This window comes from Bradyrhizobium tropiciagri (assembly GCF_018130505.1).
Classification (GTDB): Bacteria; Pseudomonadota; Alphaproteobacteria; order Rhizobiales; family Xanthobacteraceae; genus Bradyrhizobium; species Bradyrhizobium tropiciagri_B.
Genome location: NZ_JAFCKH010000014.1, coordinates 150,570 through 171,073, shown reverse-complemented (window position 1 = coordinate 171,073; position 20,504 = coordinate 150,570). Strand labels below are relative to the sequence as shown.

Here is a 20,504-nt window from a genome sequence, read left to right as displayed (position 1 = left end):
CGGCATTGTGCAGTGCGGCAGACGACAGAGGCGCAACTCCCCATGTCATCAGAGAGCGTGATCACCGCGGCGGAAACGCCCGCGGCCAATGGGCATGGCGAAGCGCATTCCACCGCCACCTTCAGGGCCCTGATGCTCGGCAGCATCGGCGTCGTCTACGGCGACATCGGCACCAGCCCGCTCTACGCGCTGCGCGAAGCGATCGTCGCGGCCAGCGGCTCGGAAGGCGGGGTCACCACCCACGCCGTGATTGGCGTCCTCAGTCTGATCCTGTGGGCGTTGATCGTGGTCGTGACGCTGAAATACGTCGTGATCCTGCTGCGCGCCGACAACAACGGCGAGGGCGGCACGCTGGCGCTGATGGCGCTGGCGCAGCGCGCGACGACCAAGGGGGCGGCCGCGATCGTGCTGCTCGGCATCATCAGCGGCGCGCTGTTCTACGGCGATGCGGTCATCACCCCGGCGCTCTCGGTGCTGTCGGCGATCGAGGGCATCAAGCTGGTGACGGCGACCTTTGATCCCTATGTCGTCCCGCTCACCGTGCTGATCCTGGTTTTCCTGTTCTCGGTGCAGTCCCGCGGCACTGCGAGCGTCGCGACCTTCTTCGGGCCGGTGATGTGCGTCTGGTTCGCCGTGATCGCGCTCGCGGCCTTGCCGCAGATCGCACGGCATCCCGAGGTGCTCTACGCACTCAACCCGATCCATGCGGTGTCGTTCATGCTGCATCATGGCGTGATCGGCTTCATCACGCTCGGCGCGGTCTTCCTCGCGGTGACCGGTGCGGAGGCGCTCTATGCCGACCTCGGCCATTTCGGCAAACTCCCGATCCAGACCGCCTGGCTGTCCATCGTGCTGCCGTCGCTGGCGCTGAATTATCTGGGGCAGGGCGCGCTGCTGATCGGCAATCCCAAGGGGATCGAGAACCCGTTCTTCCTGATGTTCCCGGACTGGGCACTGATTCCGATGGTCGCGCTTGCCACCGTCGCGACCGTGATCGCGAGCCAGGCCGTGATCACCGGCGCCTATTCGCTGACGCGGCAGGCGATCCAGCTCGGCCTGCTGCCGCGGTTCGAGATCCGCCACACCTCGGAAGCGCATTCCGGCCAGATCTACATGCCGCGCATCAACCGCTTCCTGTTCATCGCGGTCATCGTGCTGGTGCTGATGTTCCGCTCGTCGAGCGCGCTGGCCTCGGCCTACGGCATCTCCGTGACCGGCACCATGGTGGTGACCGCGATGATGGGCTTTGTGGTGATCTGGAAGGTCTGGAAGTGGTCGCCGTTCACGGCCGCGGCGCTGATCGCGCCGTTCCTGTTCCTCGATCTCACCTTCCTGACCGCGAACCTCCTGAAGGTGTTCGAGGGCGGCTGGGTGCCGCTTGCGATGGGCGGGGCGATGATCGCCGTGATGTACACCTGGCGGCGCGGCAGCCGGCTTTTGTTCGAAAAGTCGCGCAAGCTGGAATTCCCGCTCGCTGATCTGGTCGCGATGCTGGAGAAGCGGCCGCCGCAGCGGGTCTCCGGCACCGCGGTGTTCCTGACCAGCGATCCCGTCAGCGCGCCGACCGCGCTGATGCACAGCCTCAAGCACTACAAGGTGCTGCACGAGAAGAACGTCATCCTCACCATCGAGACCGCGCCGACGCCGCGCATCGATCCCTCCGAGCGGGTGCGGATGGAGCAATTGAGCGAGACCTTCTCCAAGGTGACGCTGAAGTTCGGCTTCGTGGAGCAGCCGAATGTGCCGAAGACGCTGGCGATTGCCCGCAAGCTCGGCTGGCAGTTCGACATCATGTCGACCTCGTTCTTCCTGTCCCGCCGCGCGCTGAAGCCGGCGGCGCATTCCGGGATGCCGCGCTGGCAGGACCATCTGTTCATCGCGCTGAGCCGCTCCTCCAACGACGCCACCGACTATTTCCAGATTCCCACCGGGCGGGTGGTCGAGGTCGGCACGCAAGTCACGATCTAGCGGCACGATCCGGCTTCACGCAGGGCCGTAAGCCGTTTCGGACGCTTGATTTTCTCAGCGCGAGAGGCGACTTTGCGCCCCGGACTGGCGGGGGCGTGACGCTGGCCAATCGATGTCGGGAGGATTTTTTCCGTGGCTGACCACAAGGTGCAAGATTTGTTTCCGGACGAGGTGTCGAAGGGCATAGCGGAGGGCCGCTATCTCCTGGTCGACGTCCGCGAGCCCAACGAGGTCGCCGTCGAGGCCTATCCCGACGGCGTCGTGGTGCCGCTGTCGACCTTCGACCCGGCTGCTATTCCCGATCCGCAAGGCAAGCAGGTGGTGTTCGCCTGCCGCTCCGGCAAACGCTCGGTGACGGCCTCGCTGGCCGCCCAGGCCGCGGGCCTGCCTTACGACAAGCATCTGGCTGGCGGCATCATCGGCTGGAAGCAGGCAGGCTTGCCCACCAGGACCGGCGGTTGATCCCTGACATGACCTCCATGAACAAGGTCTTCGCGGACCTTCCCGTCACCATCTTCGAGGCGATGTCGCAGGCTGCCCGCGACAACAACGCCATCAATCTCGGCCAGGGCTTTCCGGACGATCCCGGCCCGGAGGACATCCGCCGCGCCGCCGCGGACGCCTCGGTGAACGGCTACAACCAGTATCCGTCGATGATGGGCATTCCTGAGCTCCGTCAGGCGATCGCATCGCATTACGGCCATTGGCACGGGCTCAAGCTCGATCCGATGACCGAGGTGATGGTGACCTCCGGCGGCACCGAGGCGCTGACCTCCTCGATCCTGGCGATGGTCGAGCCGGGCGACGAGGTGGTGTGCTTCCAGCCGGTCTACGATTCCTATCTGCCGATCATCCGCCAGGCCGGCGGCATCCCGCGGCTGCTCCGGCTGGAGCCGCCGGAGTGGCGGCTGAACGAGGAGATGCTGCGCAGCGTCTTCAACCACAAGACCAAGGCGGTGCTGTTCAACAACCCCCTGAACCCGGCCGCCGTGGTCTATCCGCGCGAGGACCTCGAATTGCTGGCGCGGTTCTGCCAGGAATTCGACGTGGTCGCGATCTGCGACGAGGTCTGGGAGCACGTCACCTTCGACGGTCGCGAGCACATTCCGCTGATCACCATTCCCGGCATGCGCGACCGCACCATCAAGGTCGGCAGCGCCGGCAAGATCTTCTCGCTGACGGGGTGGAAGATCGGCTTCGTCTGCGCCGCGCCGCCGCTGCTGCGCGTCGCCGCCAAGGTGCACCAGTTTCTCACCTTCACGACGGCGCCGAACCTGCAGGCAGCCGTGGCCTACGGCCTCGGCAAGCCGGACGACTACTTCATCAACATGCGCAAGGATATGGCGCGCAGCCGCGACCGCCTGACCAAGGGACTGGAGAGCATCGGCTTTCCGGTGCTGAAGTCGCAGGGGACCTACTTCCTCACGGTGGACCTGTCGCCGCTGGGGCTCAACGAGACCGACACGGAATTCTGCTGGAGAATCGTGCAGGATTACAAGGTCGCGGCTATTCCCGTCTCGGCGTTCTACGAGCAGGATGCGGTGACGTCGGTGGTGCGGTTTTGTTTCTCGAAGAGAGATTCGACGATCGACACCGCGCTGGAGCGCCTGTCGGACGCCGTCCACCATCGCAAGAGGTAGGCCGGAATGGGCAAGCAGAACGGCCGTCTCGTCAGCCTCATTGGTGCGGTCGCCGCGGTTCTGCTGGTCTCGGCTCCCGCCGGTGCCGAGGAGCGCACGGTCAACTTCTACAACTGGTCGAACTACGTGGCGCCGGGAGTCCTCGAGGACTTCACCAAGGAGACCGGCATCAAGGTCGTCTACGACACCTTCGATGCAAACGAGACGCTGGAGACGCGGCTGCTAGCCGGCAAGTCGGGTTACGATGTCGTTGTGCCGACCGGCTATTTCCTGCAGCGCCAGATCACCGCGAAGGTGTTCCTCAAGCTCGACAAGGCGAAGCTGCCGAACCTCGCCAATGCCTGGCCCGTGGTGATGAACCAGCTCGCGACCTACGACCCGGGCAACACCTACGGCGTCAACTACATGTGGGGCACCACCGGCATCGGCTACAACGTCAAGAAGGCGGAGCAGATCCTCGGGCGGGATGCGAAGATCGACAGCTGGGACATGGTGTTCAAGCCGGAGAACCTCGCCAAGTTCAAGGATTGCGGTATCCACATGCTGGATTCCGCCGACGACATCCTGCCGGCGGCGCTGAGCTATCTCGGCCTCGATCCGAACTCGACCAAGCAGGCCGACCTCGAGAAGGCGGCCGATCTCGTCGGCAAGATCAGGCCCTATGTGCGCAAATTCCACTCCTCCGAATATCTCGGCGCGCTGGCGTCGGGCGAGATCTGCTTCGTGGTCGGATGGTCCGGCGACATCATGCAGGCGCGCAGCCGTGCGGCCGAGGCCAACACCGGCATCGAGATCGGCTATACGATCCCGAAGGAGGGCGCGCAGATGTTTTTCGACAATCTCGCGATCCCTGCGGACGCGAAGAACGTCGCGGAAGCCTATGAGCTGATCAACTACCTGTACCGCCCCGAGATCGCGGCGAAGAACTCGAACTTCCTGTCCTATGCCAACGGCAATCTGGCGAGCCAGAAGCTGATCGATCCAAAGATCCTCGGCGACAAGAATATCTACCCGGACGAGGCGATGCAGAAGAAGCTGTTCGTGATCACAGCGCGCGATCCCGCGACGCAGCGGATCATCAACCGGCTCTGGACGCGGGTGAAGACGGGGAAGTGACGCGAAGCGTCATTCCGGGATGGTGCGCCAGCACCAGACCCGGAATCTCGAGATTCTCGGTGCGCAATTACGCACCTGAGGGTTCGATGCTTTCGCATCGCCCCGGAATGACGGGGCTCTCACCGCCACCTTCGGTGCAGCCAGAGCCATTGATCCGGATATTCGCGAACCCAGCCTTCGACGACGTCGGTGACCGCCTGCATGGTGCCCTGGATGTCGACCTGGCCGGACGCATCGAACACCGGCTTCACCTCTTCGGAGACCTCGCCGCGGAAGCGGCCGTCGGGCAGGCGGATGATCCTCGTGCCGTGGATCGGGCAATCGACCTGCCGGCGCAGCCGCGCCAGCAGCGGGTTGGCGGTGGTCTTGCGGCCGAAGAAGGTGACGGGAACGCCGTTGGTGAGATACTGATCGACCAGCATCGCGACGTGCTGGCCCTTCTGCAGCGCCTGCGCCAACTTCAGCGGCGCATCGCGGCCGGCCGGCACCAGCGTGCCCATCTTGACCGCGCGGATGCGTTCGATGGCGCGGTCGGCGGCTTCGATGTTCGGGCGGCGGAACAGGATCGTGGCGTCGAGCCCGTGCGCGACCGCGGCGAGCGCGGGAAGCTCCCAATTGCCGAGGTGCGCGGCAAAGAACAGCGCGGGCTTGCCGTCATCGCGCAACTGGTCGAACAACTCCTTGCTGCGCCCGGAGAATTCGACGCGGCCCGGCCTGTCGGGATCCGCGGGATCATGATCCCAGATGTGGTCGAGATTGGCGAACTCGGCGCCGAGACGCCCGAGATTGTGCCAGACCCCGGTGAGAATGGTCTCGATCTCCTCCGGTGACTTCTCGGGGAACGCCGCCCTGAGGTTCTCGCGACCGATGCGATCTTCGCGCAGCCGTCGGCCGACAAAATGCGCGGCGCGGCCGAAGAACCTTGCGGTCGTGTCCGGATCGAAAATGCGTGCGGTTCGCAGCAGGCCGATCGTCAGTCCACCGATGGCAGCATCGGTGACGGGCTTCGCGGCGTTGCGCAAATGCGCCCTGGTGCGCAGGAGCAGACGTTTCATCGTGCGAAGCGAGGCGCTGGCTTAAGCGGGTTCGCGGGTCAGGATCAGCGAGGCGTTCTGCCCGCCGAAGCCGAACGAGTTCGACATCACGGCGGTCACCTTGGCGTCGCGCGCCTTGTTGCCGACCACGTCGAACGGGATCGCGGGATCCGGCACCTCGTAATTGATGGTCGGCGGAATCCGCTGATGCTCGAGCGTGAGCAGCGAGTAGATCGCCTCGACCGCGCCGGCCGCCGAGATGGTGTGGCCGACCATCGACTTGTTCGACGACACCGGGATGCTCGCGGTGTGCTCGCCGAACACCGCCGACGTCGCAAGATATTCCATCTTGTCGTTTTCCGGCGTCGAGGTGCCGTGCGCGTTGATGTGGTCGATCTGGTTCGGCTCCATGCCGGCGTCCGCAAGCGTCTTGCGCACGCAGCCGATTGCCGGCTTGCCGTCGGGCGCCGAGCGGGTGCGGTGGAAGGAGTCGGTTAGCTCGCCACAGCCGGCGACGACGCCGAGGATGCGTGCGCCGCGCGCGATCGCGGCATCATAGCTCTCCAGCACCAGCGTGCCGGCGCCTTCGGCCATCACGAAGCCGTCGCGGTTCTTCGAGAACGGCTTCGAGGCGCCCTGGGGCGGATCGTTCTGGGTCGAGAGCGCCGAGAGCAGGGAGAAGCGCACCATGGCTTCGGGATTGACCGAGCCGTCGGTCGCGACGCACAGCGCTGCATCGGTCTCGCCGCGGCGGATCGCCTCGACGCCGAGCTGGATCGCGGTCGCGCCGGACGCGCAGGCCGTCGACAGCGAGATCGGCGATCCCTTGGTGCCGAACGTCTCGGCGAGGTGCAGCGCGACCGAGCCGAAGGTGAAGCGCCGGTGAAAGTGAGTGAACTTGCCGCCTTCGCTGCAGGTCGCCAGATAATCGATGATGTTGAAATCGGTCTTCGGCACGGCACGCGCGACTTCCAGCCGTTGCGGCCATTCGGTCTCGATCGGGGCGACGGCCAGGAACATCGGGCCGGGGAAGTCGCCCTTGCTGCCGATGCCGGACTGCGCGAGTGCCTCTTCGGTGGCGATCTCGGCCAGGCGCTGCGACAGGCTGGTCGAGGAGAACGGCTCGACGGTGACGAAGTCGACCGCGCCGGCCATCGTCGTCTTCAGGCTGTCGATCGGGAAACGGGTCACGGTCTTGATGCCGGACTCGCCCGCGGTCAGCCGCTTCCAGTTGTCGTCCTTGCCGGCGCCGAGCGACGTCACGATGCCCATGCCGGTTACGACAACGATCGGCCGGCCGAATTTATCGCGTGCTGCTGCCATGGTGTCCCCGTCGATAAATAGTCGGATCTACTCGGCAGCCTCGACCAGCGCCATGCCTTCGCCCTGCCAGTGTCCGACCCCCATCACGACAATCTGGGTGGGCGCGCCGGGCTTTTCAACCTCGAAGCCGGCCGGATCGTTGCCGGGGTAGAGCTTGCCGCGCGAGATCGACAGCGCCGCGAGCGCGAGCCCGAGCGGAAACTGCGCTTCCATCGTATGGCCGAAGGTCGTGCCGGGGGCGCGCACGGCAAGCCCGGGATGCTGCTCCAGGAAGGCGCGCTCCTCCGAGGTCGCCGGCTCGGCGCCGGTCGCACCCGTGATCAGGACCGCATCGTCGCCGACCCCGAGCTTGGGCCACATCGCCTGCAGCGATTTGGTCACCGCACCCGGCTCCTTGCGCCGGGCGAGATCGGCAACCACCTTGGTCAGCCTGGCGAACGGCTTGGCGCCGCGGGCTTCGGCATGCTCGCGCGATTCCATCACCAGGAAGGCACCGGCGGAGCCGATCGCAAAGCCCGGATTGTTCCGGCGCGACCAGATCGAGCTGTGCTGATTCTTGAGCGCGAAGTCACCGAACGCGTAGAGCATCAGCAAATCGCCGCGATCGCCATTATGGGCGGCGCCGACGAGCGCGATGTCGCTCTGGCCGGCTCCGATGCGCGCGACCGCGATCCGCGCCGCGTCGATGCCGGAGGCTTCCTCGCCCATGAAGGTACGCGAGGTCCCGCACACGCCGTGCACGATCGCGATGTTGCCGGCGAGCAGGTTCGACAGCTGCGCCAGGAACAGCGTCGGGCGCAACTCGTTCATCAGCTTCTCGTTGAGCAGGGCGGGCGGCAGCTTGCCCTGCGCGTCGGCGTTCATGATCGCCATGTCGACGGTGAGATCACGCTCGCCGCCGCCGGCCGCGATGATCATGTCCATCCGCGACAGGATTTCCTGATTGCCTTTGACGCCGGCGGAATCCAGCGCGAGCCCGGCAGCATAGGTGCCGATGCGCTGCCAGGTTTCCATCTGGCGCTGATCGCCCTTCTTCGGGATCTGGGCGTCGAAGCTGACCGGACCGATCGGATGGATCACGTAGGGCGCAAGGCGTGTCTCGTCGGCATTGACGCGCTTGTCGCCGAGCGCTTCCCAATGCGCATCCAGCCCCTCGCCGAGCGAGGAGAGCAGGCCGATGCCGGTAATCCAGACTTCCTTCTCAGCCATTACTCATTGCCTGCTGCGGAAAGCGCCTGCTGCGGAAAGCCGATCCTGGTGGCCATCGCATCCATGTGCACGCGCAAATCCGGGCTGGGGAACGGGACGTGGCGGAACGTCAGCTCGGCGTTGCATTTGACGTCCTTGCCGATGCGGACCTTCGCCGAGGTCACCGCGAAGCCCGAACCCTCGTGCTCGATCTTCGCCTCGATCGTCAGCAGCGAGCCGGGCGGGACGAAGCCGCGCATCTTGGCTTCCCTGACCATGGCCAGGAAGGGCATGCGCTCGAACTTCGTGAGGCCGAGGATCAGCCAGCCCGAGCTCTGCGCCATCGCTTCGGTGAGCAGCACGCCAGGCATGATCGGATAGCCCGGGAAGTGTCCCGAGAACACCGAATGGCACTCCGGCGGCACGTCCGCCTCGACCACGATCGTCTTCGTGTCGAGGTTGAGGTCGACGATCCGATCGATCAGCTGAAACGTTTCAAGCTTCATGGCGGGCGATTACGAGCCCGTGCCCGCGCCCGCGTTCTTGGCCGCGACGAGTTCGTCGATCCGGTCGGCGAGATTCTTCAACACGAAGTACTGCTCCGTCGTCGCCTTGCCGTCGTTGACCTCCTGGGTCCACTTCTCGAGCGGCATCTTGATTCCAAAGGCCTTGTCGATGGCGAATGCTATGTCGAGAAAGTCGAGGCTGTCGATCCCCAGATCGTCGATAGCGTGGCTCTCCGGCTTGATCGTGTCGCGCGGGATATCGCACGTCTCAGCGATAATGTTGGCGATCTGCTCGAATGTGGAAGACATCATTAAGCCTTTGATATATTGAAGGTTATTCCGGGTAGGCTCAGGAGGACGCGGGCGCTTCGCCCCGGAATGCCCTGGTTCTGGTGCCGGAGTCGTGTGCCCGTATATCGGAGCGGGGCCGTTAGTTCAATGGAGCTTGGCCGGTCCGGCGGGACGGCTGGGGGCAGCCTTGGGGGCAGCCCTGGGGACGGGGTTCCGGCCGGCTAGGTGCGCGGCATCACAGTAATCTTCGCGCAATCCCGGCGGCCCATCAGCACGCAGTCCTGAGTCTTGCGCAGGTCGGCGATGCTCATGGCCAGCCAGATGCCGATCGCGGTCAGCGCCACGGTGAAGGCGAAGGCGGCGATGTTGGCGAGCATGCGCTGACGGAAATCGTCCGGCTCCTCGCGCGGCTTCTCGTAACGGGAGAGGTCGTTGGCGACGGAGGCGGGCTGTGGCCGGGCGGGCTCCTCGCGCTTGCCGGGCGGCTGCGCCGAGGTACGCGGCCGGAATTTGAGCACCACGTGCTCGCTATCCGTGGAAATTGGCCGCTGGGTTTTCACTGCTGTCAGTCCGGTCGCCTCGTCATGATGTTTAGCATGTTCGCTGCGCTTCACACCTAAAATCTTGGTGCGCGCGGAGGTGGTATTCATATCGCTCGCGTGTCCCGCGGAACTGACCGTCGTCGACATCGAGATCGCCGTCGTGTCACGCGGCATCTCGCTGCGTGGCCATGCCGTGGTTGGCTCGACTTCGCGCATGCACAGTTTGCGCTGCAAACGCCGGGAGCTGCTTGTCGTTCGAACACGACTCGCGGAGGTGCGGGCTGGCGCTCTTTCACCCGTCCGTGGCCTCATGTCATAGTGGAACTCATTCCGGCATGCCGGTGGAAGGGAGCACACATCATGGCCCATACGCGCGAGCCCTATGTCAAACCGGTCCCGATCCTGTCGCTGCGGCCGACGCAGATGACGGTCGGCATGCAGGAGGTGAAGGAGAAGCGGCGGCGCTGGCGCGAGCACAAGTCGGACAAGAAGCGCGCCGAGCTGCTCGGCAAGCACATGATCCCGGTGGTCCATGGGCCCGATGACCGTTACTACGTGGTCGATCACCATCACATGGCGCGTGCGCTGCACGAGGAGGGCGTCAAGGACATCCTGGTCACCGTGATCGGCGACCTCACGATGGTCGAGCGCGACGTGTTCTGGGGTGTCATGGACAACAAGCGCTGGGTCTATCCCTACGACGCCAAGGGCGAGCGCCGCCATTTCCGCGACATTCCGAAGTCGATCAAGGATCTCAAGGACGATCCGTTCCGCAGCCTCGCCGGCGAGATGCGGCGGGCCGGCGGCTTCGCCAAGGACACGACGCCGTTCAGCGAATTCCTGTGGGCCGATTTCCTGCGCCGGCACATCCCGCGCAAGACCGTGGAGAACAGCTTCGCCAAGGCGCTGGAGAAGGGCCTGGCGCTCGGCCGCAGCAAGGACGCGGTCTACCTGCCCGGCTGGTGCGGGCCGGCGTCGGACGACTGATCCGCAGCCGCTTTCCGGGCTGCGGGAAGCGCGCTATTTCGGCTGCCGCCCGAGCATGTAGAACTCCTCGTTCGGGCGCATCGCGGTGACGTTCGCGAGCCGGTTCGAGAGCGCGAAGAAGGCCGCGACCGCGGCGATGTCCCAGACGTCGTCGTCGCTGAAGCCGTGGGCCGCGAGCGCGGCGAAATCCGCCTCCGAGACTTCCTCGGCGGCGCGGCTCACCTTCATCGCGAAGTCCAGCATCGCGCGCTGCCGCGGCGTGATGTCGGCCTTGCGGTAGTTGATCGCGATCTGGTCAGCGACAAGCGGATTCTTGGCGCGGATGCGCAGGATCGCGCCGTGGGCGATCACGCAATACTGGCACTGGTTGGCGGCGCTGGTCGCCACCACGATCATCTCGCGCTCGGCCTTGGAGAGGCCACTGTCCTTCTCCATCAGCGCGTCGTGATAGGCGAAGAACGCGCGAAACTCGTCCGGACGATACGCCAGGGTCAGGAAGACGTTTGGCACGAAGCCGGACTTCTCCTGCACCGCCAGGATGCGGCTGCGGATGTCCTCGGGCAATTTATCGAGAGCGGGCGTCTGGAAGCGCGTTGCGGCGGGCTGCGTCATGACATGGTTCCGGCATGCCGCGGAAGCGCGGCGTTACGCGAGACCATAGTGGATGACGGTGCGGGCGCAAGGCGCAGTGGCGCCTTGCCGCGATGGGGCTCAGCGCAGCGGCTTCTTCAGCAGCGAGAAGCGATCCGGATCGAGCCCCAGCGAGGGCTGCAGCATCGGGGCCTCTGCCGGTGCCATGGTGCGTGGCGGCGGCGGTGGCGGGTTGAAGCCCCGGTCGTTGAGGCCGGGATCGTTGGGCGAGTCGCGATGCGAGGTGGCGCCGCGCCAGCGTTCCAGCACGGCGCTGACGAAATGCAGGTCATGGCCGGCGGTGACCGAGGGCACCGTGGCGATGGTGGCTTCGCCGCGCGGCAATTGATGAGGCGGCACCTCCTTGAAGCGCAGCCGCGTCGGCAGCGCGACGCCTTCGCCGAACGCCAGCACCTCGCGGGTGCCGAGCGAGGGCACGAACGACAACAGGTTGGCGGCGGCGTCCGAGACCGCCGAGCGCAGCAGCGCCTGGTCGCGGTCGTTGGCGAGGCGCATCGTGAACAGTGTGTTGCACTGGGAGATGATGGTGGCGTCGAGCTCGGCCGGGCGCTGGGTGATGAGGCCGAGATAGACGCCGTATTTGCGGCCTTCCTTGGCGATGCGCGATACCGCCTTGCGGGTCGGCCCGAAGCCGATGTTGCGGTCGGCCGAGGCGTAGCGGTGCGCTTCCTCGCAGACGAACAGCATCGGCGAGACGCCGTCGCTCCACAGCCCGAAATCGAACGCCATGCGGCACAGCACCGACACGACGGAATCGACGACTTCGACGGGGAAGCCGGCGAGCTGCATGATGGTCATCGGCCTGCCGTTGGCGGGCAGGCGGAACAGATAGCTGATCACCTCGGCCATGGTGTCGCCGCCGACATTGGCGTTGTCGAACATGAAGGCGTAGCGCGGATCGTTGCGCACCGCATCGATGCGCGAGATCAGCTTGTGATAGATGATGCGCGAGGAGCGGTTCTCGAGCTTGCCCATCCGCTCGTCGATCAACGACAGCAGGTCGACGAGGCGATAAGGCACCGGAGTGTCGACGGTGTAGCCGATCTGCTTGGGATCGACACGCTTCAGCCCGAGGCCGACCCGGTCGGAGTTCTGGTACTGGGTATAGATGCCCTTGGCGATCGGGATCACTTCGGCGAGGATGTCGAGCTCTTCGGCAACGCCAGGACGGCCGCCGAACAAAACGTCGACGATCTCTTCGAAGTTGAAAAGCCAGAACGGCAGCTTCAGGTTTCGCGGATTGAGCACCTGGGCGCGCTCGCCGAAGCAGCGGCCATATTCGTTGTGCACGTCGAGCAGGAAGATGCGCAGGTTCGGGCGCGATTTCAGGATCTCGTTGAGCAGCAGCGACACGCCGGTGGATTTGCCGACGCCGGTCGAGCCGAGCACCGCGAAGTGCTTGGAGAGCATTTCCTCGACGTCGACATAGGCGATCACCGAGCGGTCCTGCTGCAGCGTGCCGACATTGATCTGGTCCGAGCCGCTCGGCGCGTAGACCGTGCGCAGCTCCTGGTTGGTGATCAGCTCGGTGGCGTCGCCGATGGTCGGATAATGGGTGACGCCCCGCTGGAATTTCGGCCGATCGCCGCCGAGGATCTCGCCGAGCAGGTCGACCGAGGCGGTCGCGATATACTCGTCCGAGGGCGGCAGGTTCTCGCACGACACTTCGGTGATCATGGCGACGATGACCGAGCTCGCGCAGCGGATGCTGACGAACCGGCCGACGGTGGCACGCATTTCTGAAAGCGGCATTTGTCCGCCGGCCAGCAGCCCCACCCGGGCCTGCGAACCGCGCACAGAGATCACACGTCCAAAGGAAGTCACGCTATGGCCTGGTTCGTTTCTGGAAAATGTCCGGACCAATATGCCCGGCCGGGGTTGGAAAAACCGTTAAATCGCGGCAGTTCCGGATCGGCTAAATCTACACCTTCCAAGTGACGATTTGTTTCTGTAGCGCGGCGAACCATTGCGACTTCGTGCGCTTCCGTGGCCAAATCGTCGCTTTCCGGCACGGCTTTGGATATTTCCGGACGTGTCCGTTAACGCCGAATTCACCATGTCCGAGGAGAGCGTTCGTCAGTCCGTAAGTCTGCGGACGTGACGCGCGATCGCTTGCGCCAAGTACCCTGGTATCTTGTAACCGATCGTTCACTGCAAGTCGTAACGCCCTTTCCATTTGTGCCGCGTAACGATGCCGCGCCCCGGGGAGACCAGCGTGAGTATCGAACAACGCAATGCATCATCCGCGAGCGCCGAGATCGGCTCGTCCAAGGGGCTGGCCTTCGGCGCGGGCCTGTTGGTGGGAAGCCTGCTCGGCAGCGCGTCGGCAAGCCTGAGCATGCGCGAAGGCCTTTTGATGTCGGCCGTGGTCGTTCTCGCCGTCATGATCCTGCTGCTTCTGAAACGGCATCAAGTCTCGGACGAGCGGCTGGTCGTCGAACGCCGCAACCTCGAGACTGCGGTGAACAATATTCCGCAGGGGCTCGTGCTCTACGATGCGTCCGCGCGCATCATCATCTGCAACCGGCCCTATATCGAGATGTTCGGGCTCTCGCCTGACGTCGCCAAGCCGGGCTGCACTATGCAGCGGCTGATCGCGCACCGTCAGGAGACCGGCTCGTTCGACGGCGATGTCGACGCGTTCTGCAACGCCATCATCAACAACGTCCGTCTCGGCAAGGGCACGCGTCAGCTGACGGAGGCGCCGGGCGGGCGGGCGATCGAGATCGTCAACAAGCCGCTGCGCGACGGCGGCTGGGTCGCGACCATCGAGGACATCACCGAGCGCAGCCGCACCGAGAAGAAGATCGCCCACATGGCGCATTACGATGCGCTGACCGAGCTGCCCAACCGCGTGCTGTTCCGCGAGCGCCTGGAGCAGGCGCTGCAGGCGGTCCGGCCCGGCGAGCAGGTCGCCGTGATGTATATCGACATCGACGAGTTCAAGAGCGTCAACGACGCGCTCGGCCATCAGATCGGTGACGAGGTGCTGCGGGCGATCGCCGATCGCCTGCGCTGCTGCGTCGGCGATGGCAACGTCGCGGCGCGGCTCGGCGGCGACGAGTTCGCCGTGATCCAGACCGCGATCCGCAGCCAGACCGAGACCATGCAGTTGCTCGCTGCGATCTATCAGGAGATCCGCCGGCCGGTCGACTGCACCGGACATCTGATCTCGACCGACGCCAGCATCGGCATCGCGATGGCGCCCGGCGACGGGCTCGATCTCGATCAGTTGCTGCGCAACGCCGACCTCGCGCTGTACGGCGCGAAGAGCGACGGCCGCCGCACCTACCGCTTCTTCGAATCCGGCATGGATGCGCGGGCCAAGGCGCGGCGCAGCCTCGAGTTGGAGCTGCGCCAGGCGATCGCCGACGGCGGCTTCGAGCTGCACTATCAGCCGCTGCTTCACCTCGAGCATGACAAGATCAGCTGCTGCGAGGCGCTGCTCAGGTGGCGGCATCCCGAACGCGGCACCATCTCGCCGGCGGATTTCATTCCGGTCGCCGAGGAAACCGGCCTGATCAACGAGCTCGGCCACTGGGTGCTCCACACCGCCTGCCGCGAGGCGGTGAACTGGCCGGACAATGTTCACGTCGCGGTCAACGTGTCACCGATCCAGTTCAAGAGCCAGACGCTGGCACTGAACGTCGCCGCGGCGCTGGCAGCGTCGGGACTTGCCGCCTCGCGGCTCGAGCTCGAGATCACCGAGGCCGTGCTGATCCGCGACGACGATGCCGCGCTCGACATCCTGCATCAGCTGCGCGAGCTCGGGGTGCGGATCGCGCTCGACGATTTCGGCACCGGCTATTCCTCGCTGAGCTATCTGCAGCGCTTCCCGTTCGACAAGATCAAGATCGATCGCGCCTTCATCGAGGACCTCGGCGGCACCGGCGCCTCGTCGACCATCGTCCAGGCCGTGGTGAACATCGCGGCCGCAAGCGACATGACCACCACGGCCGAAGGCGTCGAGACCGAGCAGCAGCGCAACATGCTGCGCATTCTCGGCTGCACCGAGATGCAGGGCTATTTGTTCAGCCGGCCGGTGGCGGCCGCCGACATCCGCAAGCTGCTGTCGGCGCATCGCGAGAGGTCGGCCTCGGTCGCCTGATCACCGGCGTCTCGCCGGCTTCGAGGGCTTACCCAATAATTTGTTGACGAGACCTAATCATTTGTACAGTAGTACAAATGTGCGCAACGCCGCTTGTCCGCGCGGGAATGACGCCGAGGCGGCGTCGCCGCGCAAGGAGACCGTCTGATGCAGCCGGAACCGATCTTTGATCTCGCTCACCTCGGTCATATGGAGCTGCTGACGCCGAAGCCGGACGAGAGCCTGGCTTTCTTCGTCGACGTGATGGGCATGACCGTCAGTGGCCGCAAGGGCGAGTCGGTCTATCTGCGCGGCTGGGATGACTATGAGCGCTATTCGCTGAAGCTGACCGCGTCGAAGACGTCGGGCATGGAGCACATGGCGCTGCGCGCGCGCAGTCCGCAGGCGCTCGAGCGCCGCGTCGCGGCGCTGACGGGCTCCGGCTTCGACATCGGCTGGGTCGACGGCGACATGGGGCAGGGGCCGGCATTCCGCTGCCGCGATCCCGACGGCCACGTCATCGAACTCTATTACGAGACCGAGTGGTACCAGGCGCCAGCCGAGCTGAAGCCGGCGCTGAAGAACCAGGCGCAACGCTTCCCGGCGCGCGGCGTCAACGTCCGCCGGCTCGATCATCTCAACTGCCTCGCGGTCGATATCAAGGCCAACCGCCTGTTCTTCGAAAACTATCTGGGATGCCGCACCACCGAGCAGATCGTGCTCAACGACGGTACCGAAGCTGCGATGTGGATGACGATGTCGAACAAGAGCTACGACTTCGCCTATACGCGCGACCATTACGGCAAGGCCGGCCGCTTCCACCACGTCACCTATGCGCTCGACAGCCGCGAGGAGATCCTGCGCGCCGCCGACATCTTCCTCGAGCACGGCGTGCACATCGAGACCGGCCCGCACAAGCACGCGATCCAGCAGACCTTCTTCCTCTATGTCTACGAGCCAGGCGGCAACCGCGTCGAGGTCGCCAATGCCGGCGCGCGCCTGATCCTCGCGCCGGACTGGAAGCCGATCGTGTGGACCGAGGAGGAGCGCAAGAAAGGCCAGGCCTGGGGCCTGAAGACGATCGAGTCGTTCCACACCCACGGCACGCCGCCGGTCACCGGCTAGTCGCTGGCTGCAATCCAACACCGGGATACGCGTCGATACGCCGCCGCGAATCCGTGCCGCCGATGACGACAATCCGGCGGCATCATCGATATGATCCGGTCCGAGCGCTGACACAACGCTGCGCTCGATGCGCGTACCGTTGGGAATAGTGACATGGCGGGAAAGACGCCCAAGACGCCGACGAAGAGCGCGAGGAAGACGGCAAGGAAACCGGCAAGGAAAGCCGCAAGCAACAACGCTGCGAAACGCAGCATAGCCAAGCCGCGGCTGCTCTCCGGCGGCAATCCGCAGATCGCCAAGGGTTATGGTGACGGCCCTGTGCTGGCCTATATCGCGGCGATGCCGGGGTGGAAGGGCGAGGTCGGGCGCAGCCTCGACGCGCTCATCGTGCGCGCTGTCCCGGGCTTGCAAAAGGCGGTGAAGTGGAACTCGCCGTTCTACGGCATCGAAGGTCAAGGCTGGTTCCTCAGCTTCCATGTCTTCGCGCGCTACGTCAAAGTGGCGTTCTTTCGCGGCGCCTCGCTGCTGCCGGTGCCGCCGGGCGAGTCCAAGCAAGAACATGTGCGTTATCTCGACATTCATGAGGACGACGAGGTCGACGAAGCGCAGTTCGTCGATTGGGTGAAGCAGGCCAGCAAATTGCCCGGCGAACGGATGTAAGCCAGCACGAGTGGCCGTCGGATTTCGATCGCGGCCGACGCGCCCCAGCCTTGCATGCGCGGCGTTCCACACCATGTTCGGGAGGCCCAATCGGCAGCGTGAGGTGATGCCATGGCATCGCAACCGGACTTTTCCAGCGAAACATTCAATCGAGACCCCGCCGCCGGCATCGCCGCGTTGCGCGCCCGCGGAGAGGTCGTCGAGGTGAAGTTTCCGATCGTCGGCCGGGTCTGGCTGACGACCACCTATGACACGACATCCGCCATCCTGAAGGACAGCACGACGTTCACGCTGCGCAAGGAGGACGGCGAGGTCGCCGGCCTGCGCTGGTGGATGCCGAAATCGATCGCGACCGTCGCCAACAACATGCTGACGATGGACGAGCCGGACCATACGCGGCTGCGCAGCATCGTCGACGAAGCGTTCCGCCGCCGCGCCGTGCTCGGCATGGAGCCGCACATCCGCGCCATCGCCGACGGTCTGGCCGATGACCTGTTCGCGGCGGGTAGCCGGGCCGATATCGTCCAGCGCTATGCCCGCATCCTGCCGCTGTCGGTGATCTGCGAGCTGCTGGGCCTGCCGATGGCCGACCGGCCGAAATTCATCGCCTGGGCCAATGCGATGACGCAGCTTCGAAGCCCGATCGGCTTTCTGCGCATCATGGTCTCGCTGTCGAAGATGCGGAAGTATCTCGCACAGCAATTGCAGTCGGCGCGCGAGCACGGCGGCGAGGGCCTGATCGCCGAGCTGGTGCAGGTCGAAAAGGAAGGCGGCCGCATCACGCCGGACGAGATGGTTGCCATGGTATTCCTGCTGCTCGGCGCCGGCTCGGAGACGACCACGCATCTGATCAGCGGATCGGTGTTCGAGCTGCTGAGGGATCCCGCGCGCCGCGACTGGCTTGCGGCCGATTGGGGCCGGCTCGGTCTCGCCGTCGAGGAGTTTTTGCGCTTCGTGTCGCCGGTGCAGTTCACCAAGCCGCGCTATGTCAGGCGCGACATCGAGCTCGGCGGCGTGCCGCTGAAGAAGGGCGACCGCGTGATGGCGATGATTGCGGCCGCCAACATCGATCCCGATGCGCATGACCATCCCGAACGGATGGATCTCGAACGCAAGCCGAACCGGCATGTCTCGTTCGGAACCGGAATCCATTTCTGCCTCGGGCATCAGCTCGCGCGGATCGAGGCAGCCTGCGCCTTGCAGGCGCTGTTCACGCGCTGGCCCCGCCTCACACTCGCCGTCAAGCCCGAGCAAATCCGTTGGCGCGGCCGGCCCGGCATCCGCTCGATTGCTGCATTGCCGGTCGTCGCGGGCAGTTGAGCGGATGCTGTGAGCCCGCGCCTCAGCGGTTCGTTCGAGCATGATCTGTGCGCAAACGCGTCCCGCGTTTGTCGGAGGGGACACTCGTCCGGATCATGCTCTAGGCTGTGCCGACACGAACGGCGGAGGAAAACGTCGATGGGCGAAAAGACGGGCAAGCGCGTGCGAGAGGCGTCTCGCAGGCATTTCCTTCAGGCAGGAGCTGCATTGGCCGGCGGCTCTGCGGCGGCAGGGCTCGGCGCTTCGCGTGCGCTTGCCGAATCCGGCAATAATCTTCCACCCAACGTGCCGGATTGGATGAAAGCACCCGGCGATCCCATGGGCAGCCAGCCTTACGGCGCGCCATCGGTGCATGAGAAGGGCGTCGTCAAGAACATCTCGAAGACGCTGCAGCAGTACATCTCGGCTTCGGGGCGCACGCCGCTGCAGGAGCTCGACGGCATCATCACGCCGAACGGGCTGTTCTACGAGCGCCACCACGGCGGCGTGCCGACCATCGATCCGGCCGAGCACCGGCTGATGCTGCACGGCATGGTCGACCGTCCGCTGGTGTTCACGATGGAGGACATCCGCCGCTTCCCGTCGCAATCGCGCATCCATTTCATCGAGTGCTCCGGCAATCCGGTCTACACCAAGCCCTATGGCAAGACCGCCTCCGACCTGGTCGGTCTTGTGAGCTGCGCCGAATGGACCGGCGTACCGCTCAAGATACTGCTGAACGAAGCCGGCCTGCAGCCGGGCGCCAAATGGATCGTCGCCGAGGGCGCCGACGCCGCAGCGCTGACGCGCAGCATCCCGATCGAGAAATGCCTCGATGACGCGATGCTGGTCTACAGCCAGAACGGCGAGCGGCTGCGGCCGCAGCAGGGCTATCCGCTGCGCCTGCTGGTGCCCGGCTTCGAGGGCAACATGAACGTGAAGTGGCTGCGCCGTCTCAAGGTGGTGGCCGAGCCGGCCTATTCGCGCGAGGAGACCTCGAAATATACCGACCCGATGCCCGACGGCACCGCGCGCGAATTCACCTTCACCATGGAAGCCAAGTCGATCATCACGCGGCCCTCGGGCGGGCAGAAGCTGAACGGGAGGGGGTTTTGCGAGATCACCGGGCTGGCCTGGAGCGGCCACGGCAAGATCAAGCGCGTCGATGTGTCGGTCGATGACGGCAAGAGCTGGCAGGCGGCCGAATTGCAGGATCCGGTGCTGGCGCGGGCCCTGACGCGCTTCCGCCTGCCATGGCACTGGGACGGTGCGCCTGCGGTGATCCAGAGCCGCGCCACCGACGAGACCGGCTATGTGCAGCCGACGCTCGCCGAACTGGTGGCGGTGCGCGGACTGAACTCGTTCTACCACAACAACGCGATCTGGCCGTGGCGGATCGATGCGAATGGCGAGGTGAGCAATGCGCAGGCTTGACCTCAACGCCGCGCTGCTCGCTGGCGCGATCGCGATGATCGGCGTCAATGCGCAGGCCGAAGAGCGCTTCGGCATCGGGCGGCCGGCGACGCCGGCGGAGATCGCCGGCTGGAATATCGATATCGGCCGCGACGGCGCCAACCTGCCGCCGGGCAACGGCAGCGTCGAACGCGGCCGCACCGTGTTCGCCGAGCAATGCGCGGCGTGTCACGGCGACAAGGGGCAGGGCGGTGTCGGCGACCGCCTGGTCGGCGGGCAGGGCACGCTGGCGAGCCCAAAGCCGATCCGCACCGTCGGCAGCTACTGGCCGTACGCACCGACGCTGTTCGACTACATCCGCCGCGCCATGCCGCAGAACGCGCCGCAGTCGCTCAGCAATGAGGATGTCTACGCGGTCTCCGCCTACGTGCTCAGCCTCAACGGCGTCGTTCCCGAGGATGCCGTGCTCGATGCCGGATCGCTCGCGGCGGTCAGGATGCCGAACCGCGACGGCTTCGTCTCCGATCCGCGGCCGGACGTGCATAACCACTGACGCACCGGGGAATCCGCTGCGGGCCGCCGTTATGCTGCCTCGCAGCATTGTGACCCGTTCTGCCCCTGTGCCCGAACTTGGCTCGTGACTAGATCGATTGGATGCAGGGGCGGCGCCGTCG

The 20,504-nt window shown here is 65.3% G+C and carries 18 protein-coding genes and 1 pseudogene; 11 read left to right on the top strand and 8 right to left on the bottom strand.

Annotated elements, in window-relative coordinates:
• Positions 1-42: 42 nt before the first annotated feature.
• From JQ633_RS30975 to JQ633_RS30960, 4 genes are all read left to right on the top strand, one after another.
• Entirely contained in the window at positions 43-1,968 is a 1,926-nt protein-coding gene (locus tag JQ633_RS30975) for a potassium transporter Kup (RefSeq protein ID WP_211989305.1), read from the top strand.
• Positions 1,969-2,100: 132 nt separating this feature from the next.
• On the top strand, positions 2,101-2,430 hold the full coding sequence (locus JQ633_RS30970; RefSeq protein WP_211989302.1) for a rhodanese-like domain-containing protein: 330 nt from the start codon (positions 2,101-2,103) through the stop codon (positions 2,428-2,430).
• Between the two features lie 8 nt (positions 2,431-2,438).
• Positions 2,439-3,608, top strand: a complete 1,170-nt coding sequence (locus JQ633_RS30965) for an aminotransferase (protein WP_211989300.1) — start codon at positions 2,439-2,441, stop codon at positions 3,606-3,608.
• A 6-nt stretch (positions 3,609-3,614) separates the two neighbouring features.
• On the top strand, positions 3,615-4,724 hold the full coding sequence (locus JQ633_RS30960) for a polyamine ABC transporter substrate-binding protein (RefSeq protein ID WP_211989298.1): 1,110 nt from the start codon (positions 3,615-3,617) through the stop codon (positions 4,722-4,724).
• Positions 4,725-4,843: 119 nt separating this feature from the next.
• On the opposite strand, the gene JQ633_RS30955 is transcribed toward JQ633_RS30960, so the two are convergent.
• From JQ633_RS30955 to JQ633_RS30930, 6 genes are all read right to left on the bottom strand, one after another.
• Positions 4,844-5,779: a lipid A biosynthesis lauroyl acyltransferase gene (locus JQ633_RS30955; RefSeq protein ID WP_211989295.1), complete on the bottom strand. Its 936-nt coding sequence runs from the start codon at positions 5,777-5,779 to the stop codon at positions 4,844-4,846.
• 21 nt (positions 5,780-5,800) lie between these two features.
• Positions 5,801-7,081 (bottom strand): beta-ketoacyl-ACP synthase, encoded by a 1,281-nt coding sequence (locus JQ633_RS30950; protein WP_211989293.1) that lies wholly within the window; start codon positions 7,079-7,081, stop codon positions 5,801-5,803.
• Between the two features lie 27 nt (positions 7,082-7,108).
• A complete protein-coding gene (locus tag JQ633_RS30945; RefSeq protein WP_211989291.1) occupies positions 7,109-8,290 on the bottom strand; it encodes a beta-ketoacyl-ACP synthase in 1,182 nt (393 codons plus the stop codon).
• The gene (locus JQ633_RS30940; RefSeq protein ID WP_211989289.1) at positions 8,290-8,775 is read right to left on the bottom strand and encodes a 3-hydroxyacyl-ACP dehydratase FabZ family protein; all 486 of its coding nucleotides are present in this window, start codon (positions 8,773-8,775) and stop codon (positions 8,290-8,292) included. The genes JQ633_RS30945 and JQ633_RS30940 overlap by 1 nt, the downstream gene beginning before the upstream one ends.
• Before the next feature lie 9 nt (positions 8,776-8,784).
• On the bottom strand, positions 8,785-9,084 hold the full coding sequence (locus tag JQ633_RS30935; RefSeq protein ID WP_195789506.1) for an acyl carrier protein: 300 nt from the start codon (positions 9,082-9,084) through the stop codon (positions 8,785-8,787).
• A gap of 203 nt (positions 9,085-9,287) precedes the next feature.
• Positions 9,288-9,626, bottom strand: coding sequence for a hypothetical protein (locus JQ633_RS30930; protein ID WP_211989444.1), 339 nt, complete (start codon positions 9,624-9,626; stop codon positions 9,288-9,290).
• A gap of 342 nt (positions 9,627-9,968) precedes the next feature.
• On the opposite strand from JQ633_RS30930, the gene JQ633_RS30925 reads away from it, so the two are divergent.
• A complete protein-coding gene (locus tag JQ633_RS30925) occupies positions 9,969-10,595 on the top strand; it encodes a ParB-like protein (protein ID WP_211989288.1) in 627 nt (208 codons plus the stop codon).
• Between the two features lie 33 nt (positions 10,596-10,628).
• Here JQ633_RS30925 and JQ633_RS30920 read toward each other — a convergent pair whose 3' ends face one another.
• Positions 10,629-11,207 carry a peroxidase-related enzyme gene (locus JQ633_RS30920; RefSeq protein ID WP_211989286.1) on the bottom strand — a complete coding sequence of 193 codons (579 nt, stop codon included), beginning with the start codon at positions 11,205-11,207 and terminating at the stop codon, positions 10,629-10,631.
• Between the two features lie 99 nt (positions 11,208-11,306).
• Positions 11,307-13,070 (bottom strand): ATP-binding protein, encoded by a 1,764-nt coding sequence (locus JQ633_RS30915; RefSeq protein WP_211989285.1) that lies wholly within the window; start codon positions 13,068-13,070, stop codon positions 11,307-11,309.
• 535 nt (positions 13,071-13,605) lie between these two features.
• Between JQ633_RS30915 and JQ633_RS30910 the strand changes: the two are divergent.
• The 6 genes and pseudogenes from JQ633_RS30910 to JQ633_RS30885 all read left to right on the top strand — a co-directional run.
• Positions 13,606-15,354 (top strand): annotated as a pseudogene (locus JQ633_RS30910) (putative bifunctional diguanylate cyclase/phosphodiesterase); the annotation flags it as partial.
• Between the two features lie 147 nt (positions 15,355-15,501).
• The gene (locus JQ633_RS30905; protein WP_211989283.1) at positions 15,502-16,458 is read left to right on the top strand and encodes a catechol 2,3-dioxygenase; all 957 of its coding nucleotides are present in this window, start codon (positions 15,502-15,504) and stop codon (positions 16,456-16,458) included.
• Positions 16,459-16,611: 153 nt separating this feature from the next.
• Positions 16,612-17,118, top strand: a complete 507-nt coding sequence (locus tag JQ633_RS30900) for a DUF1801 domain-containing protein (protein WP_211989279.1) — start codon at positions 16,612-16,614, stop codon at positions 17,116-17,118.
• A gap of 111 nt (positions 17,119-17,229) precedes the next feature.
• Positions 17,230-18,438, top strand: a complete 1,209-nt coding sequence (locus tag JQ633_RS30895; protein ID WP_211989278.1) for a cytochrome P450 family protein — start codon at positions 17,230-17,232, stop codon at positions 18,436-18,438.
• Positions 18,439-18,576: 138 nt separating this feature from the next.
• A complete protein-coding gene (gene soxC, locus JQ633_RS30890) occupies positions 18,577-19,851 on the top strand; it encodes a sulfite dehydrogenase (protein ID WP_211989277.1) in 1,275 nt (424 codons plus the stop codon).
• A gap of 34 nt (positions 19,852-19,885) precedes the next feature.
• On the top strand, positions 19,886-20,383 hold the full coding sequence (locus JQ633_RS30885) for a c-type cytochrome (protein ID WP_249159777.1): 498 nt from the start codon (positions 19,886-19,888) through the stop codon (positions 20,381-20,383).
• Positions 20,384-20,504: the final 121 nt, after the last annotated feature.

What these genes read in the sequence shown, in the direction of transcription:
- JQ633_RS30920 (WP_211989286.1), bottom strand. Translation starts at nt 11,207, where the DNA reads ATGACGCAGCCCGCCGCAACGCGCTTCCAGACGCCCGCTCTCGATAAA.
- JQ633_RS30960 (WP_211989298.1), top strand. Translation starts at nt 3,615, where the DNA reads ATGGGCAAGCAGAACGGCCGTCTCGTCAGCCTCATTGGTGCGGTCGCC.
- JQ633_RS30935 (WP_195789506.1), bottom strand. Translation starts at nt 9,084, where the DNA reads ATGTCTTCCACATTCGAGCAGATCGCCAACATTATCGCTGAGACGTGC.
- JQ633_RS30885 (WP_249159777.1), top strand. Translation starts at nt 19,886, where the DNA reads ATGATCGGCGTCAATGCGCAGGCCGAAGAGCGCTTCGGCATCGGGCGG.
- JQ633_RS30900 (WP_211989279.1), top strand. Translation starts at nt 16,612, where the DNA reads ATGGCGGGAAAGACGCCCAAGACGCCGACGAAGAGCGCGAGGAAGACG.
- JQ633_RS30945 (WP_211989291.1), bottom strand. Translation starts at nt 8,290, where the DNA reads ATGGCTGAGAAGGAAGTCTGGATTACCGGCATCGGCCTGCTCTCCTCG.
- JQ633_RS30905 (WP_211989283.1), top strand. Translation starts at nt 15,502, where the DNA reads ATGCAGCCGGAACCGATCTTTGATCTCGCTCACCTCGGTCATATGGAG.
- JQ633_RS30950 (WP_211989293.1), bottom strand. Translation starts at nt 7,081, where the DNA reads ATGGCAGCAGCACGCGATAAATTCGGCCGGCCGATCGTTGTCGTAACC.
- JQ633_RS30955 (WP_211989295.1), bottom strand. Translation starts at nt 5,779, where the DNA reads ATGAAACGTCTGCTCCTGCGCACCAGGGCGCATTTGCGCAACGCCGCG.
- JQ633_RS30965 (WP_211989300.1), top strand. Translation starts at nt 2,439, where the DNA reads ATGACCTCCATGAACAAGGTCTTCGCGGACCTTCCCGTCACCATCTTC.
- soxC (WP_211989277.1), top strand. Translation starts at nt 18,577, where the DNA reads ATGGGCGAAAAGACGGGCAAGCGCGTGCGAGAGGCGTCTCGCAGGCAT.
- JQ633_RS30975 (WP_211989305.1), top strand. Translation starts at nt 43, where the DNA reads ATGTCATCAGAGAGCGTGATCACCGCGGCGGAAACGCCCGCGGCCAAT.
- JQ633_RS30925 (WP_211989288.1), top strand. Translation starts at nt 9,969, where the DNA reads ATGGCCCATACGCGCGAGCCCTATGTCAAACCGGTCCCGATCCTGTCG.
- JQ633_RS30895 (WP_211989278.1), top strand. Translation starts at nt 17,230, where the DNA reads ATGGCATCGCAACCGGACTTTTCCAGCGAAACATTCAATCGAGACCCC.
- JQ633_RS30940 (WP_211989289.1), bottom strand. Translation starts at nt 8,775, where the DNA reads ATGAAGCTTGAAACGTTTCAGCTGATCGATCGGATCGTCGACCTCAAC.